The sequence below is a fragment of the Endozoicomonas sp. ALD040 genome (assembly GCF_049275945.1).
In the GTDB taxonomy this organism is placed as follows: Bacteria; Pseudomonadota; Gammaproteobacteria; order Pseudomonadales; family Endozoicomonadaceae; genus Endozoicomonas_A.
In genome coordinates, this window is record NZ_CP184829.1 from 2,881,105 (window position 1) to 2,897,205 (window position 16,101).

Below are 16,101 nucleotides of genomic sequence, written 5' to 3' on the forward strand. Positions count from 1 at the left end.
TGGATTCGGTTTGACTCAAGAAGGTCAATATTACAAGGACAGTAGTGAGGGCTAAAAAAATGGATTCGCTCCTCGGTAAAACAGTAGGTGGAACAAGAGAAGAGACGCCTTTTGCCGGCTCAAGTTTATCTGAAAATATTGATAAGACAGGCACCGCTTTTGCCAGAAAAGTGAGTATAAGTAGAGAGTTAATGCCCACGGATGTTGCTTCTGCAAAGCGGGATGAGGCAGCCAATATTCATTGCATGCGAAATGTCGGGCAGGAAGTAGCCGCCACTGATATTCCCCCAAAAATAATTGAGACAGGGCTGGAAACGCTGACCATTGAACCGCTAAAAAAGCGTCCGAAAATAGCTGCAACCGAAACAGCCCATTGGCCGGTCATTGATCCATCGTTGATTGAATCCACTCAGGTAGCGAAAACGGCCTTGCTTCAGCCTTATCGCCCATCAAACATCTCACCTTCTGCCCAGACCATTGCCCGCCAGGTTCACGGTCTCCAGCACAGTTGCCGAACGGCAATCTGGGCAGTAGCTCTGTTACAACAGCGTAAACTGCACGGCGATCGTCTGGCGCGGGCATTTCCCGACGACATGATACCCCTGCTGATTAAAGCCTGCCTTTTTCACGATACGGGTCGTGAAGGCGATGGGAACGATACGCCGGAGTGGGAGCGGGCCAGTGCTGACAACCTGAGGGAACACCTGCGCAACTTTGGCGTGGATCAGTCTCTGGCCTGGCAGTGTGGTGAAGCCATTTGCCACAAGGATAATCCGAAGGGCTGCGAGCATCTGCCCGAGGCGATACAGACCCTGCGCAGTCTGCTCCATGACGCCGATACGCTCGATGTTATGCGGGTCAGAGGAAGCTTTTACATGGATCGGCTGGAGTGTTTTTCTGACTGTCAGGATGATCAGCAGAGGCAAGAATGGCGCGAGCTGGCCGAAGAGGTCTGCCGGGTGATTGCCAGGCAGGGGGACCTCTGGTATCCGATCAAGTTGCAGGACAGTGACGCAAGCTGCGAACATTTCTTCAGCATCGGTGACGCCAGCCTGTGTGAAAACACCAAAAAGCAGTGGGAGCACCACCCTTCGCCCTTCAGTTATCAGCTCTTTAGCATAGGTGAGCAGTCCGGTGTTGTTCGGGAGTTGATTACGCCTTATACGGGGCAGCTGGCAGAACCACAGGAATCGTCCTTCTCTCTGGCAAAACTGACCCCGCAAGCTGCTGCCATGGAAGAATGCCAGAGCACCTGGCCGGCGGGGCTTTACAACGACCCCGTTAGCCAACAGGTTTATGCCATCAAACCGGCGAGCTGTGAGCTAAGTGCCCGCAACCAGCTGCTGATGGCTAAACTTGCCGGGCTACTCGGCATCACAATACCTGAGAGCTTTGTCCATGAAGAAGAGGGTCATTTTTATGTAGTCAGTTCTGTCCCCATACAATGGCAGGGCGAGCTCAAAGGCGGGGAGGCAATACTGCGTTCTCTGTCTCAAGAGCAGTGGGCCAGATTATTGCTGGTCAATGTGATTGTCGGTAACGAAAATATGGTCAACAGTGCCTGGGAGGGCATTGAACTGACCCCGGAAGGAGAGCCGGTCATGTTCCACTGGGATTATGCCGGGATGGCGACTCGCTACCCATGTCCTGAAAAACCAGAGCCCGCCTCGAAAACGGATGACTTTTCCTCCATGCCCTTGCTGCTGCATAAACTGAGGAACCCTCAGGCGCCCCCCATGAACTCGTTGCCGATTTATAACCCCTGCGTCGATATTCTTTCAGAATTAGAGGATGACTTACTGGGCCATACCCTGAAAGATATCCTGCGGCAGGTTGACTGGCAGGCGCTGGACCGGCAGATCGAAAACAGTGGTTTTCTGCCCGGTGACCGCAGCTGGTTACGGCAGACTATTCATGATCGTATTGCCTGGCTGACCACCCGCTTTCCCAACAGTCTGGAAGCAGGTGAGAGAGTATCCATGGCGGAATACAAGGCGATAGAGGCGGCGGGTATCCGTGGCGGTTGGCTGCCGGTCAAAGGCCGGGATATCCGTGGCGGGCAGATCGGTATCAGCCAGTTACTGGATGCCAATGGCCAACCCATCACCCGGATGACCCTCAAGTTGTCCCGGGAAGCGGGCAATAAACTGGCTGATAACCTGGCCCTGGAACGGGGATTGCACCGTCTGGCCAGCCGGGTTAGATATACCAACTCTGCCCTGAACAGACGTTACCGAGACTGGCGCAGTGACCTGACCAGCTTGGCCAATGACTGTGACGGCATGGCGGAGCAGTTAACCGGAGATAAAACACGATGGCACGAAAAGGATCAGGATACTATTGATAATACCGTGACGATTCTGCAGGACATTGCAAACAAGTGCCGGGCGTCATTAGCCGCCGACCTGCCGTCCATTGCAAAACTGCCAGTCATTAAAACGCCATTGCCCGCCCCTGTCTTTCCTGCACGAGTCAGTTCAAGAATCGGCGAAGAAGTTGAAGCAAAAGTAGAGCTGGCTGAATTCAGCCACGGTTTTGCCAAATTGACAGGCCAGAAGGTCAGTTATTTGAGTCCGGAACAACTGAAGGTTAACCGCCTGAGTGCCTCACCGGTACGAGCCGTTGAACTCGAATCGGTCGTCTGTGAAGGCGGCAGTATTCTGTTTTCTCCTCCGAACCTGCCAGAAGCCCTGAGCTTTGAAAATCAACTGACCCTCACCTTTGCGGGACACAGTAAAACAGTGGTTGAAGCATTGTTCAGGGAACTGGCAGGGCTGGGCATCGACGGAGAGCGGCCAGATACCACCGACCTGGAGGAGCAATGGCTGGACGCCCTGGCTGACTGCCACGGCTGCCTTGGTGATATGAACCTTGCCGTGGCAGCCGATCTCAATACGCCGGTAAACATCGGCAAAAAAGCCTTTCTTAAAGAAGTGCTGAACTTCAGTGACGAAGAATTGCTTGATTGGGAAATCCATTCTCGTATTCGCGCAGGACGTTGGGTTCAACTACGTCCGGGCTCGCCCCAAGGCATTTCGGCAACCCCCGACAGAAAGTTCTGCCCCGCGCACGATATACAATTTTGTGCAGATCGGGAAGGGAGCGAAGAACGATTTATGATCGATAGCCTGAGTAATGACGCTACCCTGAGCTCCTTTGAACGACGTACTCAGATCGGGATGGAACCTACCTGGCATATCAATCCCAGGGCTTCGTTGCGCAGGATGAAATGCGACACCGGATATGCATTTACCCGAATCATCGAGGACGCGGAGCTGGCGGATTATTCAGGGCGGGTTTATGAAAATGGGATCATGTGTATGAAATTGACTTCTGAAACACTCGGCCGTATGGATGCAGAAATTTATGATAATCAATGTCAGTTTAATAAGGCCCTTGGTTTGGACGCCTTTGCTCGTAATGAGAAAATCATTAAGCAGTCAACCTGTGACTACCAGAGTTTGATTAAGCACAATAATTCGGCTAATCCACAGGAGACTCGTTTTTCCAACCCTCTGTCCTTGTTTGACGAGTTGAACCTGCTTGATATCAGCTCTAGCGAAAGTCAGCGGCAATTGTTGTCTATTTTGAAGAGACGCTTTAGCCACTGGCCTGATGGGCGCCCGCTGGAACAGCTTTTTCGGCAATCCTGGTCAGTCCTTTACCATGAGATAATCTGTGAAGGCAGCCAGTTTGACAAAAGCATCAAAAGTCTCGTCAAGGTTTGTGGTGAAAAGGGCATTCAGTCGCTGATTGAGCAAAACCCACAACTGTTGAAGGGCAAGCTGGATTCCCTGGATGGTCTTAAGCTGAAGGGTGGGTTTAATATAAAAGGGATTGATTTCAGAGGCTGTTCAATGAATGGCACAGTGTTGCAATCCGTTTCATTTGAGGGGTGTAAATTCAAGACAGAGCTATTAAATAATGCCACCATTGAGAACGGCTTTTTCACCAAATGTTCTTTTGAAGGTAAGCGGTTTTCATCATCAATATTAGACAATTCCCGTTTTCACGTTGAAAATGATCAAGATGGCTTGGTATATGAAAGCACACACCAGCTTTCCCGAATCCTGTATCAGTCGTGTGTTAATGAGAACAATGAGTTCAATCTGCAACAATGGCTGGAACTGATGGGCAAAAGCTATTGTCTATGCGGGGACTCAGCACCGCTGGATGATTTGAGTCGTGATATTCTGTCCCAAAATGTTGATGAAATTATCGCAACGTATCCACAGCAACTTTGTCGTATTCTTTATGGGCTTTTTTCCATCGAATTTAAAAACACTGCCAATGCAATAAATTTTGTCAGGAGTAATCGGGAATTCTATGATCGCAAAATCAAAGATCTCAAAGATTTGTATTTTGAGTTCAGAACCCTATTCCTGAAAAAAGGAGATTATAGGGGGCTGCAAGGTGATCCATTTGAAGAATTATTCAAACTCTACTACGTCAAACCCAGTGACTTTTCCCGGGAAGCGGTTTTGGCGTTGATGTTAAATGTTATTAACCTGATTCTATTCCCGGAATCCAATGATCAATATATAGACTTTGGCGTCAATGCCAACAGCGTGGATGACCATTGCTTGAAGGCTATTCCTGAGGTAAGTAGCGAAACTACAAAAAACAATTCAATCTCATCCCTGAAAAAAGATGCCCTGCCTCTGGTTGAAATGCGACATTACAAGGCTTGGCTATGTGACAGTTACCTTAAAGAGTACCGGGACTATATTCATCAATTCTGGGAAGAATGCTCAGAAAAGAGTCAATTAACAATAGCCAAACACTGTTTGCGTCATCAAAATGTTGCCGTTAGCCCTTCAACAACCGAGGAATTTATAACATTGTTGTGTAAAGGTCAGGATGTGGAAAATTGGCTGAAGCTCTATAGAGCTAACATGGAAAAACATATAAAAATTCATAAAGAGTGGGCTTCGTTGCTGGTGGACGAATTTGGGGAATGGGCCACCCCCCCCGAATTATATTAAGTTCGAATTGCCTGCCCCCCTCAACACCTCCTGCCATTCGGCAGGCTTGGAGCCGAAGTTATCTGATTGTCATCTCGGGCAGCAGCCAGCCTGCAATGCGGTGTTTCAAACTCATTCAGTCCTTCCTGAGAATGACCAGATGACCAGGACACCCACACCTTTCTCAGCCTGCCTGCGAGCATATTACGCATCGTCTGGATTTTTAGCCCTGACAATGGAGGGAACTAATTGTTGGATAAAAAGTCGAAAATCACATTCGATCAGGTTCGTCTTAATCAGACTGGTGTAACAAGGGCAGATGCGAGGACTAAAAAATGGATCCGCTTCCTATTAAAACAACAGAACAGCCAGCTTTTGCTGGTTGTATCCGTTCCTCTGGCAATAGTGCTAAGACAGGCGTCGCTTTTGCCAAAAAAGTAAGTATAAGTGAAAAGCTAATGCGCCCGGATGTTGCTTCTGAAAAGTGGAATCAGGCAATCAAAATTGATTGTCAGGCCGGGCATAAACGTAATGTAACCGTTGCTGAGATTACCTCGAAAATCAGTGGCACATCACTGGCAGCGCTGACCATTGAACCGTTAAAAAAGCGTCCAAAAATAGCTGCAACCGAAACAGCCCATTGGCCGGTCATTGATCCATCGTTAATTGAATCTACTCAGGTAGCGAAAACAGCCTTGCTTCAGCCTTATCGCCCATCACACATCTCACCTCCTGCCGGGACCATTGCCCGTGAGGTTCATGGTCTCCAGCACAGTTGCCGGGCGGCGATCTGGGCAGTAGCCCTGTTGCAACAGCGTAAATTGCACGGCGATCCCCTGGCGTGGGCATTTCCCGACCAGATGATACCCTTGCTGATCAAAACCTGCCTGTTTCACGATACGGGTCGTGAAGGCGATGGGAACGATACGCCCGAGTGGGAGCGGGCCAGTGCTGACAAACTTAGGGAACATCTGCGCAACATCGGCGTGGATCAGTCCCTGGCCTGGCAGTGTGGTGAGGCCATTTGCCACAAGGATAATCCGAAGGGCTGCGAGCATCTGCCCGTGACGATACAGACCCTGCGCAGCCTGCTCCATGACGCCGATACGCTGGATGTTATGCGGGTCAGAGGGTGCTTTTACATGAATCGGCTGGAATGTTTCGCTGACTGTCAGGATGATCAGCAGAGGCAAGAATGGCGCGAGCTGGCCGAAGAGGTCTGCCGGGTGATTGCCAGGCAGGGTGACCTCTGGTCTCCGATCAAGTTGCAGGACAGTGACGCAAACTGCGAATATTTCTTCAGTATCGGTACCGGCAGCCTGTGTCAAAACACTAAGAAGCATTGGGAGCACCACCCTTCGCCCTTCAGTTATCAGCTATTTAGCATAGGTGAGCAGTCCGGTGTTGTCCGGGAGTTGATTACGCCCTATACCGGACAGCTGACAGAACCACCGGCATCGTCTTTCTCCCTGGCAAAACTGACCCCGCAAGCTGCTACCATGGAAGAATGCCAAAGCTGCACCTTGTCAGCGGGGCTTTACACCGACCCCATCAGCCAACAAGTATATTCCGTCAAAGCGGCGAGCTGTGAGCTAAGCGCCCGCAACCAGCTGCTAATGGCTAACCTTGCCGGGCTGCTGGGCATCACAGTACCTCAAAGTTTTGTTCATGAGGAGCAGGATCATTTTTATGTGGTCAGTCCTTTCCCCAAACAATGGCAGGGCAAGCTCAAAGGCGGCGAGGCGACGCTGCGCTCTTTGTCTCCAGAGCAGTGGGCCAGATTATTGCTGATTAATGTAATTGTCGGTAACGAAAGTATGGTAAACAGTGCCTGGGAGGGCATTGAACTGACCCCGGAAGGGGAGCCGGTCATGTTTCACTGGGATTATGCCGGGATGGCAACTCGCTACCCGTGCCCGGAGAAACCAGAGCCCGCCCCCAAAACGGATGACTTTTCCTCCATGCCCGTGCTGCTGCAAAAACTGCGGGACCCTCAGGCGCCCTCCATGAACTCGTTGCCGATCTATAACCCCTGCGTCGATATTCTCGTGCAATTAGAGGATGACTTGCTGGGCCATACCCTGAAAGATATCTTGCGCCAGGTTGACTGGCAGGCCCTGGACCGGCTCATCGAACACAGCGGTTTTCTGCCCGGTGACCGCAGCTGGTTACGACAGACTATTCATGATCGCATTGCCTGGCTGACCACTCGCTTTCCCAACAGTCTGGAGGCAGGTGAGCGGGTATCTATGGCGGAATACAAGGCGATAGAGGCGGCGGGTATCCGCGGTGGTTGGCTGCCGGTCAAAGGCCGGGATATCTGCGGCGGGCAGATCGGTATCAGCCAGTTACTGGATGCCAATGGCCAACCCATTACCCGGATGACCCTGAAGTTGTCCCAGGAAGCGGGCAATAAACTGGCTGATAACCTGGCCCTGGATCGGGGATTGCACCGTCTGGCGATGCGGGTTAAATATACCAACTTTGCCCTGAATGATTCCAGGTATGCCCTGGAAGGCAGTTACCGCGACTGGCGCAGTGACCTGGCCAGCCTGGCCAATGATTGTGAGAGAGTGGCCGGGCAGTTAGCCAAAAATAAATCACGATGGCAGGCAAAGGATCACAATACCATTGATAACACCGTGACGATTCTGCAGGACATTGCTAACAAGTGCCGGGCATCATCAAAAGCCGACGTACCGTATATTGCAGAACTGCCAGCCATCAAAACACCACTGCCCGTCCCTGTCTTTCCTGCACGAGTCAGTTCAAGAATTGGCGAAGAGGTTGAAGCGACAGTAGAACTGGCTGAATTCAGCCATGGTTTTGCCAAACTGACAGGCCAGAGCGTCAGTTATTTGAGTCCGGAACAACTGAAGGAAGCCCGGCTGGCCACCCCACCGGTTCGGGCTGTATTACTTGAATCGACCGTCTGTGAAGGGGGCAATATCCTGTTTTCACCTCCGAACCTGCCTGATGCCCTGAGTTATGAAAATCAACTGACCCTCACCTTTGGGGGACACAATAAAACGGTGGTTGAAGCATTGTTCAGGGAGCTGGCAGAGCTGGGCATTGACGGGGAGCGGCCGGATACCAGTGATCTGGAGGCGATATGGCTGGACGCCCTGGCCGACTACCACGGCTGCCTTGGTAATATGAACCGTGCCGTGGCAGCGGATATCAATACCCCGGTAAACACCAGCAAAAAAGCGTTTCTTAAACGGTTGCTGAATCTCAGTGATGAAGAACTGAAATGGGACACCCACTCTCGTATTCGCGCAGGACGTTGGGTGCAATTCCTTCCGGGGTTTCCCCATGGCATTTCGGCAAACCCCGCAAGGAACTTCTGCCTTGGGCACAATTTAAACTTTCATGCAGAGGAGGAGCGGAACAGTGAACAGTTTTTGCTCAGCCTGGAAAATGAAGCTGCCCTGAACTCTTTTGAAAGACGTAGTCAGATCGGTATGGAACCCCATGATATCGGTGCGATGCATACGGTAACAAGGATGAATTGCGACACAAAATACATATTTTTCCGAGTCATGGAGGGGCTGGAGGATAAGTCCAGATACAAACCTGGTGGGGCCATGTCTTTGCGCCTGACTTCTGAAACACTCGGTCGTATGGATGCAGAAATTTATAGAGATGAAAAGCATTATGGGAAGGAATTTTCTGGTTTGGAAGCCTTCACACGTAATGAAAAAATCATTACGCGATCGACCTATGACTACCGAAGTGTGATTGAGCACAGTAGTTTACAAGAGACTCGTTTTTCCAATCCCGTGTCCCTGCTTGACGAGTTATACAAGCTTGAGATGAGTTCTCTCGAAGGACAGCGGCAATTGTTGGGTACACTAAAGAAACGCTTTAGCCACTGGCCCGATGGACGTCCGCTGGAACAGCTTTTCCGGGAATCCTGGTCAATCTATTACCACGAGTTAATCTCTGAAGGCAGCGAGTATCACGAAGGCATCAAAGGACTCGTCAAGTGTTGTGGCAAAGAGCAAATACAGTTGCTGTTTCAGCAAAACCCACAACTGTTGGAGGGCAAGCTGGATTCCCTGGATGGTCTTACGTTAAATAGTGAGGGTCGTATAGAAAGGATTGATTTCAGCGGCTGTTCAATGGAGGGAACAAGACTGAAATCCACTCTTTTTAACAAATGTAAATTTAATACAGAGTTGTTAAACAGTGCCAAAGTTGACTATGGCTTTTTCAGCAAATGTTCTTTTGAAGGTAAGCGGTTTTCATCATTGGTATTAGACAAGGTTCGCTTTTACGCTCCAGCTGGTAAGGATGGCCTGGTACTTGAAAGTACACACCATCTTTCCCGAATCATATATCAGTCGTGTATTAATCAAAACAATGAGTTCAATCTGGGGCAATGGCTGGATGTGATGATAAAAAGTGATTTTCTACACTACGACTCAACACCGCTGGAGAATTTAATCAGTGATGTGCTGTCCCAAAATATTAATGAAATTAAAAGCACTTATCCAAAAAAACTTTGTCAAATTACTGATGTACTTTTTTTCTTTGAATTTGAAAATACTGCCAATGCAGTAAGTTTTATCGAAAATAATCCGGAATTCTGTGATTGCAAAATCAAAGATCTCAAAGATTGGTATTTTGATTTAAGAGCGACCTTCCTAAAAGAAGTACGTTGTGTCAACATGCGATTAAGTCCATTGGAAAGATTATTTGCCAAGAATCGCCTGAAACACAATGATTCTTCCCGGCAAGCGGTTTTGGCATTGATATTAAATGTTATTAATCTTGTTCTGTTCCCTGAATACAATGATAAATACATAGACTTTAGCGGTAATACCAACAGCGCGGATGAGCATGACGATTGCTTGAAGGATATTCCTGAGGTCAATCGCGAAAGTACAGAAAATAACTCCATTTTATCCCTGAAAACAGACGGCTTGCCTCTGGTTAAAATGCGAGAGTTCAAAGCTCATTTTTGTAAATTACACCTTAGTGAGTGCCGGGAATATTTTCATCGACTCTGGAAAGAATGCTCAGAAGAGAGTCAATTAACAATAGCCAAACACTGTTTGCGTCATCAAAATATTGCCGTTAGTCCTATAACAACCAAGGAATTTATGGATTTGTTGTCTAAAGACCAGGACGAGCAATATTGGCTGGAAATCTATCTCGCTAACATGGGTAAACATACAAAAAATGAGGATGAGTGGAACCGCTTGATTCCGGAATATTTTCGAGGGTGGGCTAATAATAACGAATTTTATTGAGCTCGAATTGCCTGCCTGCGAGCCTATGAATGACCAGTGACCAGGACACCCACACCTTTTTCAGCCTGCCTGCGAGCATATTACGCATCGTCTGGATTTTTAGCCCTGACAATGGAGGAAACCAACTGGTTAGGTACTTATTACAAGGACAGCAGTGAGGGCTAAAAAAATGGATTCGCTCCCCAGGAAAACAGTAGGTGGAACAACAGAACAGCTATCTTTTGCCGGTTGTATCCCTTCATCTGACAATAGTGTTAACAAAGGCGTCGCCTTTGCCACCAGGAAAGTGAGTGAACTTGAAGAGGTCATGCTCCCCGGTGCTGCTTCTGAAAAGTGGAATCAGGCAATCAAAATTGATTGTCAGGCCGGGCATAAACGTAATGTAACCGTTGCTGATATTACTTCGAAAATCAGTGGCACATCACTGGCAACGCTGACCAGTGAACCGGTAGAAAAGTGTCCGAGTATAGGCGAAACCGAAACTGAACCAGCCCATTGGCCGGTCATTGATCCATCGTTGATTGAATCCACTCAGGTAGCAAAAACGGCCTTGCTTCAGCCTTATCGCCCATCACACATCTCACCTTCTGCCCAGACCATTGCCCGCGAGGTTCACGGTCTCCAGCACAGTTGCCGGGCGGCGATCTGGGCAGTAGCCCTGTTGCAACAGCGTAAACTGCACGGCGATCGCCTGGCGCGGGAATTTCCCGACCAAATGATACCCTTGCTGATCAAAACCTGCCTGTTTCACGATACTGGCCGTGAAGGCGATGGTTTCGATACGTTGGAGTGGGAGCGGGCCAGTGCTGACAATCTGAGGGAACATCTGCGCAACATCTGCGTGGATCAGTCCCCGGCCTGGCAGTGTGGTGAAGCCATTTGCCACAAGGATAATCCGAAGGGCTGCGAGCATCTGCCCGAGGCGATACAAACCCTGCGCAGTCTGCTCCACGATGCAGATACGCTGGAAGTCATGCGGATCAGAAGATGTTTTTACATGGATCGGCTGGAGTGTTTTGCTGACTGTCAGGATGATCTCAAGAGGCAAGACTGGCGCCTGCTGGCCGAAGAGGTCTGCCGGGTGATTGCCAGGCAGGGTGACCTCTGGTGTCCGATCAAGTTGCAGGACAGTGAAGCAAACCACAAACATTTCTTCAGCATCGGTGCCGCCACCCGCTGTGAAAACACTAAGAAGCAGTGGGAGCACCATCCTTCGCCCTTTAGTTATCAGCTGTTTAGCATAGGTGAACAGTCCGGTGTTGTTCGGGAGTTGATTACGCCCTATACCGGACAGCTGACAGAACCACCGGCATCGTCCTTCTCTCTGGCAAAACTGACTCCGCAAGCTGGTGCCATGAAAAGTGCTGCCATGGAAGAATGTCATAGCACCTGGCCAGCGGCGCTTCACAACGACCCCGTTAGCCAACAAGTATATTCCGTCAAACCGGCGAGCTGTGAGCTAAGCGCCCGCAACCAGCTGCTAATGGCTAACCTTGCCGGGCTGCTGGGCATCACAGTCCCTCAGAGTTTTGTTCATGAGGAGCAGGGTCATTTTTATGTGGTCAGTCCCGTTCCCGAACAATGGCAGGGCAAGCTCAAAGGCGGCGAGGCGACGCTGCGCTCTCTTTCTTCAGAGCAGTGGGCCAGATTATTGCTGATTAATGTGATTGTCGGTAACGAAAGCATGGTGAACAGTGCCTGGGAGGGCATTGAACTAACCCCGGAAGGGGAGCCGGTCATGTTCCATTGGGATTATGCCGGGATGGCAACTCGCTACCCGTGTCCTGAAAAACCAGAGCCCGCCTCGAAAACGGATGACTTTTCCTCCATGCCCTTGCTGCTGAATAAACTGCGGAACCCTCAGGCACTCCTCTACCGTGAGTTAACCTCTGAAGACAGTAAGCATCACCCAGGCATCAAAGGTATCGTCAGCTCTTGTGGCGAAGAGCGCATACAGTTGCTGTTTGAACAAAACCCACAACTGTTGGAGGGCAAGCTGGATTCCCTGGATGGTTTTGAGCTGAAGAGGAAGAGTCGTATAAAAAGCATTGATTTCAGTGGCTGTTCAATGAAGGGTACAATCCTGCCATCCATTACATTTCAGCAATGTAAATTCAATACAGAGCTGTTAAACAGTGCCATTGTTGGCAGTTGCTTTTTCGCCCGATGTTCTTTTGAAGGTGAGCGGTTTTCATCATCGGTATTAGACAATGTTCGGTTTTACACTCCAGGTGGTAAGGATGGCGAGGTACTTGAAAGTACATGCCAGATTTCCCGAATCCTGTATCAGTCCTGTGTTAATGAGAACAATGAGTTCAATCTGGAAAATTGGCTGGAGGTGATGGGGAAGAGTGATTATTTATGCTATTTCTCAACATCGCTGGATGATTTAAGCCGGGATATTCTGTCCCAACATATTGATGAAATTATCAGAACTTATCCACAGCAACTTCATAAAATCATTTATGGACTTTTCTCCATTGAATTTAAAAGTACTGCCAATGCAATAAATTTTGTCCGGAATAATCCGGAGTTCTATCATAGTCAAATCAAAGATCTCAAAGATGTGTATTTTGAGTTCAGAACCACCTTCCTGAAAGAAGGAGATTATAATAGTACGAGTGGAAATCCACTTGAAGAATTATGCCCCCTCAATAGCCTCAAAGACAATGACTTTTCCCGGGAATCAGTTTTGTCGTTGATGTTAAATGTTATGAACCTTGTTCTGTTCCCTGAATCCAATGACAAATACATAGACTTTGGCGTCAATGCCAACAGTACGGATGAGCATGATGATTGCTTGAAGGAAATTCCTGAGGGCAGTAGCGAAAGTATACAAAACAACTCAATCTTATCCCTGCAAATAGATGGCCTGCCTCTGGCTGAAATGGAAGCTTACAAAGCTTTTTTTTGTAATTATCAGCTCAAAGTGTATCGGGAATATTTTCATCAATTTTGGAAAGAATGCTCAGAAGAGAGTCAATTAAGAATAGCCAAACACTGTTTGCTTCATCAAAACATTGCCGTTAGCCCCTTAACAACCATTGAATTTTTTAATTCGTTGCCTGAAGGCCATGACGAGCAATACTGGCTGGAAATCAATCTCGCTATCATGAGTAAACATACAAAAAATCAGGATGAGTGGGACCAGTTGCTATCGGAATATTTTGGAAAGTGGGGTGAAGACAACAGATATTATTGAGTTCGAATTGGCTGTTATGGTGCGCCTGTTTTTTGAATCTGTACGCTTATTTTTAGCAAAATCGTCGTAAACCCTCGCCCAATCGAGGGTGTCGCAAAACTCTCTCCGGCGTGGGAACGCGTTGACTCCCGTCATTGCCAGCTTCATTCTCGTCATTCCCGGCTTCATTCTCGTCATTCCCGGCTTCATTCTCGTCATTCCCGCGAAGGCGGGAATCCACACTGACTCTCCACCAAAACCATACTGCCCGTTGTCCCCCTGGCCTTGTCATCCCCGAGAAGGCAGAGATCCACCGTTGGCGCTGGATTCCCGCCCTCGCGGGAATTACGACTTCAGAGCGTGAGGACGAGCTGTTGAAGTTTTGCGACACCCTCACAGCGTGGGAACGAGTTGTTGGGCTTTTGCGACACCCTCAATCGGGCGGGGATATAAGACGGGAACGCAGAGCGTTGCGGTTGAGTATTTGTACGTGGTTGGTTATATTTTCCATCGGTCTGTCTCTATGCAGAGACTCACGGTGACGAAAACCAAGCACTGTTAACAAAAAATTAAGGCAGAGACAACTGCTCAACCGCCCTTGAAGAACCAGACGAGCCCATACCTGAGTGACCCGTTAAGGCTGCGGCAAATCAAACAAAAGACCAATAAATAACCGAGGGGCACCCGGTCACTGCTGATGGAGGCTTCTGTGTAAGTCCAGTCGCTATAGGCTGGCTGTAGCCTGTGAAGTCAGAAGCCTCGCCTGACAAGGCGGGGAGTGTCACTTGCGTAGGTATAAAATTAAAGGAACCAATTTCTCATCCTGGCGTTCGAGGGGGATGAGAAATTGTGAAAAGATCCCAACAGAGATTAATTATTGATAACCAAAGGACAGCCATGAGCTGGATGCTCCGAAATCGTAACATCCACATCAAACACAGCCTGTAACGTTTCTGCGGTCAACACTTCATGGGGTGTTCCCTGGGCTGCTATAGCCCCTTCTTTTAGAATCATCAGACGGTCTGAGTAACGGGCTGCCAGATTAAGATCGTGCAGAATAACCATTACACCTACACCTTTCTCAGCCTGCTTGCGGGCCATTTTCAGAGTCAGTTGCTGATGAGCCGGATCCAGTGCTGAAGTGGGTTCGTCCAGCAACAGGTAGCGTTTGCCAAAATCCGGTTCGTCCCAGATCTGGGCCAACACTCTGGCCATATGAACCCTCTGTCGTTCACCACCGGAAAGGGTGGTGTACCGACGATCTCTCAGATGCAGACCATCGACTTCTGTCAGTGCCGCCTCAACGATGGCCAGATTTTCTGTCCGGTCTGTAGCACAGGGAATGCGTCCCAGAATAACCACTTCTGCAACCGTGAAAGGAAAGCTCAGTGAGGAAGACTGAGGTAACACGCCCAGCATAAGAGCTTGTTGTTGCAGTCCCCAATCAGTTCTGTCATTTAACAGTACCTTTCCTGAAGAAGGCTTTTGCTCTCCACTGATGACTTTCATCAGGGTGCTTTTACCAGCCCCGTTAGGGCCCAGAACTGTGACTATTTCACCGGGAGCGACTGTAAGACTGACGTCATCAAGCAGTCTCTTTTCAGCAATCTGCACTGTGGCATTTTCAACCTTGAGACAACTCATCAGGCGATCCTTTTGCGTTGCTGCCATAGCAGGGACATGAAGAACGGAGCACCCATCAGGGCGGTGACAATACCAATGGGCAGTTCAGCGGGAGCGACAGCGGTTCTGGCGATCATATCGGCTGCCAGCAACAGGGTACCCCCCAGCATGGCTGAGGCAGGTAACAGTGTTTTGTGATCAGGTCCTGCCAGCAAACGAATCAGATGGGGGACTACCAGTCCGACAAAGCCAATGATACCGGCGACCGATACAGAGACACCGACCGCCATGGCCGTCACCAGGATCAATTTAAGCTTGGTTTTCTGAACATCAATGCCCAGATGTCGGGCTTCGGATTCGCCTAGCAACATGGCATTGAGAACCAGTCCGTAACGACACAGCAAGAAAATAACTGGACCTAAAAGGGTGAAACAGAGCAGGACCGAGTTCCAGTTGGCACCACCTATGCTGCCCATTTGCCAGAAGGTCAGGCTTCTGAGAGTGGCATCGTCAGCAATGTAATTCAGGATTCCCATACCTGCGCCTGCCAGTGCAGAGATCGCCACACCGGCCAGCAGCATGGTAGCGACAGAGGTGCCGTTGCTGGTGGTACCCATTTTATAAACGATCCAGGTCGTAAGAACGCCGCCGCCAAAAGCCAGCAGTGAAACGCTGTAATCCATAAGCAGTGGGCTGGAGAATCCTGCGAAAAGCGCCGATCCTAAAACAATACCGATACCCGCTCCAAGGGCCGCGCCGCTGGATACACCGATGATACTGGGATCAGCCAGCGGGTTTCTGAACAAGCCCTGCATGGCAGCACCGGCAATGGCCAGAGAGCCGCCAATCATGATACCCATCAGTGTTCTTGGCAGGCGGATGGATTCTACGATCAGACGTGTCTGGTCGGATACCTGACTGTCAGTGATGCCCAGTCTATCCAGGAAAATGCAGATAATATCCAGAGGGGCAATGGCCACCGGACCGGTGCCCACGGACAGCACCATGACAGTTGGCAGGGCCAAGGCCAGCATTATCAGCAACAGTGCCGATTTACGACTAGGGTTCATTGTTG

At 49.4% G+C, this 16,101-nt stretch carries 6 protein-coding genes; 4 read left to right on the top strand and 2 right to left on the bottom strand.

Annotation, left to right across the window (positions count from 1 at the left end; genetic code table 11):
* Positions 1-59: 59 nt before the first annotated feature.
* The 4 genes from ACOJUN_RS10230 to ACOJUN_RS10245 all read left to right on the top strand — a co-directional run bounded on the left by ACOJUN_RS10230 (position 60) and on the right by ACOJUN_RS10245 (position 13,767).
* Complete coding sequence (locus ACOJUN_RS10230) at positions 60-4,985, top strand: hypothetical protein (RefSeq protein WP_422136527.1); 4,926 nt, start codon at positions 60-62, stop codon at positions 4,983-4,985.
* Positions 4,986-5,299: 314 nt separating this feature from the next.
* Positions 5,300-10,222, top strand: coding sequence for a hypothetical protein (locus ACOJUN_RS10235; protein WP_422136528.1), 4,923 nt, complete (start codon positions 5,300-5,302; stop codon positions 10,220-10,222).
* Between the two features lie 169 nt (positions 10,223-10,391).
* The gene (locus tag ACOJUN_RS10240; protein WP_422136529.1) at positions 10,392-13,424 is read left to right on the top strand and encodes a hypothetical protein; all 3,033 of its coding nucleotides are present in this window, start codon (positions 10,392-10,394) and stop codon (positions 13,422-13,424) included.
* Positions 13,425-13,545: 121 nt separating this feature from the next.
* Entirely contained in the window at positions 13,546-13,767 is a 222-nt protein-coding gene (locus tag ACOJUN_RS10245) for a hypothetical protein (protein ID WP_422136530.1), read from the top strand.
* 506 nt (positions 13,768-14,273) lie between these two features.
* On the opposite strand, the gene ACOJUN_RS10250 is transcribed toward ACOJUN_RS10245, so the two are convergent.
* The gene (locus ACOJUN_RS10250; protein WP_422136531.1) at positions 14,274-15,047 is read right to left on the bottom strand and encodes a heme ABC transporter ATP-binding protein; all 774 of its coding nucleotides are present in this window, start codon (positions 15,045-15,047) and stop codon (positions 14,274-14,276) included.
* Positions 15,047-16,096, bottom strand: a complete 1,050-nt coding sequence (locus ACOJUN_RS10255; protein WP_422136532.1) for a FecCD family ABC transporter permease — start codon at positions 16,094-16,096, stop codon at positions 15,047-15,049. Before ACOJUN_RS10255 ends, ACOJUN_RS10250 begins: the two co-directional genes overlap by 1 nt.
* Positions 16,097-16,101: the final 5 nt, after the last annotated feature.